Source organism: Agromyces binzhouensis (assembly GCF_004135055.1).
Lineage (GTDB): Bacteria > Actinomycetota > Actinomycetes > Actinomycetales > Microbacteriaceae > Agromyces > Agromyces binzhouensis.
In genome coordinates this window covers 1-2,166 of record NZ_SDPL01000474.1, presented here as the reverse complement: position 1 = coordinate 2,166, position 2,166 = coordinate 1, and the positions used below count along the sequence as shown (strand labels likewise).

Below are 2,166 nucleotides of genomic sequence, written 5' to 3'. Positions count from 1 at the left end.
ACGTCGAGCGGGACGCCCGGAACCCACACGCCGGCCGCCGCGAGCGCCTCGCCCCGCTCGTCGAGCACGACCGATGGCGGGCCGTCGGCGAGCAGCCGGCCGTCGGCGCCGAGCACCACGACCCGGTCGACGAGGTCGAGCCAGACGTTGACCCGGTGCTCGACCACGACGAGCGTCGCGCCGGTCCGATCCAGCACGCGAGCGACCGCCTCGCGCACCTCGGCGACGCCGCGGGGATCGAGGTTCGCCGTGGGCTCGTCGAGGAGCAGCAGGCCCGGGCGCATCGCGAGCGCCCCGGCGAGCGCCAGCCGCTGCTTCTGCCCGCCCGACAGGCGCGACGTCGGATGCGAGAGCGGCAGGTCGAGGCCGACCGCGTCGATCGCGTCGCGCACGCGTCGCCAGGTCTCCTCCCTCGGGATGCCGAGGTTCTCGCAGCCGAACGCCACGTCGTCGCCGACCCGCGCGAGGATCACCTGCGAATCCGGGTCCTGGAGCACGAGGCCCGCCCGCCCGCGCGCATCCGCGGGCGAGCGGCCGTCGAGGAGCAGCCGACCGTGGTGCTCGCCCTCGTCGTCGCCGCCGAGGACGCCCGCGAGGGCGTGCAGCAGGGTCGACTTTCCCGATCCGGACGGACCGAGCAGCAGCACCCGCTCCCCCGCGTGGATCCGGAGGTCGAGGTCCTGCACCGCCGGGCGACGGCGGCCGGCATGCCGCCAGCCCCACCCCGTGGCGTCCACGCGGGCGGGACCGGCGGCTCCCGGTGTGCGGTCCACGGGTCAGACCCGCCCGGCGACGTCCCGTCCGGCCCCGAATCGGCTGAGCGCGCCGGTCGCTGCGAGCGCGCGGACCACGATCCAGCCGAGGAGGCCGGCGAGGACTGCTCCGGAGACCACGACGGTGCCGAAGTAGAGGGCGAGGAACTCGGCCGACTTCTGCAGGTTGCCGGAGAGGAACAGCTCGAGCACCCACGCCGCGGCACCCGCCGCCGCACCCGCGAGCATCGCGGTGACGACGCCGAACCGTCGGTAGCCGGTCGCGAGGAAGACCAGCTCGGCGCCGAGTCCCTGCGCGAGGCCGGAGTAGATCGTCTCGATTCCCCACTGGTTGCCGACGAGCGCCGACACGATCGCGGCGAGGAGTTCGACGTAGAGCGCCGCGCCGGGCTTGCGGATGATGAGCCCGCCGAGCACGCCGCCGATCAGCCAGATGCCGACGGCGATGCCGCCGAGCCCCGGCGTGAGCGCGTCGGCGGCGCTGAACCAGGCGTAGCCGACGTTGTTCCAGAAGAGGAAGACCAGCCCCGTCGCGACGCCGATCACGCTCGCGACGACGATGTCGACGACCCGCCAGCGGGTGCTGCGGGGCGCCGCGCCCTCACGCGCGCCGTTCGAGCCGGCCGTGGGGGTCTGGTCGGTGGATGTCTCGTGCACTGTCGTGCCCTTTCGTCTCGTGGAAAGCGGCACGGGAAATGAGATTGGATGCCCTCCCTGCGCTGGCATGACCCAGATCAGGTTCGACGGTCGAAGGTTGGAGAACCTTCCTCTCAGCCCGGCTCACCGGACTCCCGTGTTCGACGACGAGTATACGCGCGCCGGGCGCCGCCTGCGTCGTCGGTGACGCCGGGCGACCGCTCGTGCGGATGTCGCGGTGCGGGCCTACTTCTTCAGCGCGCGGATCACCATCCGAAGCGCCTTGCCGGTCACCACGACGAGCGGGATCGTCACGATGAGCAGGCCCAGCACGTTCGGCTCGAACCGGACGTCGCCGCCGCGGCCGACGTACGCCCCGAGCGGAACCGACCAGCCGCCGCCACCGCCGCCCGACCCCTCGTTCTGCTCGTCGTCGGTGCCGGCGCCCCCACCGAAGCCGTAGGCGCCGAGCGCGACCGGCACGACCTCGGCACCGCCGATCTCGACCTTGTCGGCGTAGGAGGTGCGGACGCCGACTCCGGCGACCTTGTCTGCGAGCTCGAGCACGAAATCAGCCATGTCGCCACGCTACCGGCGCGGCGCGGCGGTCGGAAGGGCATTGACGGATGCCTCGCCCCGTGGACTACGCGGCGGCGCCCGCGGTCGCGCGCCGCACGGCCGGGCGAGCCCGTCGGGTCACCAGAACGAACGCGGCCCGGGCGGCGGTTCCTCCTCTGCCGCGTCGCGGACCGTCGGT

The 2,166-nt window shown here is 73.7% G+C and carries 3 protein-coding genes and 1 riboswitch; all 3 genes read right to left on the bottom strand.

The genetic code is table 11. The features are described from left to right. Positions 1 to 773: energy-coupling factor ABC transporter ATP-binding protein (locus tag ESO86_RS15820; RefSeq protein ID WP_165308035.1), on the bottom strand; the 773-nt coding region annotated here is incomplete at its 3' end. Positions 774 to 776: 3 nt separating this feature from the next. Beyond that, positions 777 to 1,430 (bottom strand): ECF transporter S component, encoded by a 654-nt coding sequence (locus ESO86_RS15815; RefSeq protein WP_129235819.1) that lies wholly within the window; start codon positions 1,428 to 1,430, stop codon positions 777 to 779. 37 nt (positions 1,431 to 1,467) lie between these two features. Further along, positions 1,468 to 1,578, bottom strand: a riboswitch (TPP riboswitch). A gap of 77 nt (positions 1,579 to 1,655) precedes the next feature. Further along, a complete protein-coding gene (locus tag ESO86_RS15810) occupies positions 1,656 to 1,988 on the bottom strand; it encodes a hypothetical protein (protein ID WP_129235818.1) in 333 nt (110 codons plus the stop codon). Between the last annotated feature and the right edge of the window lie 178 nt (positions 1,989 to 2,166).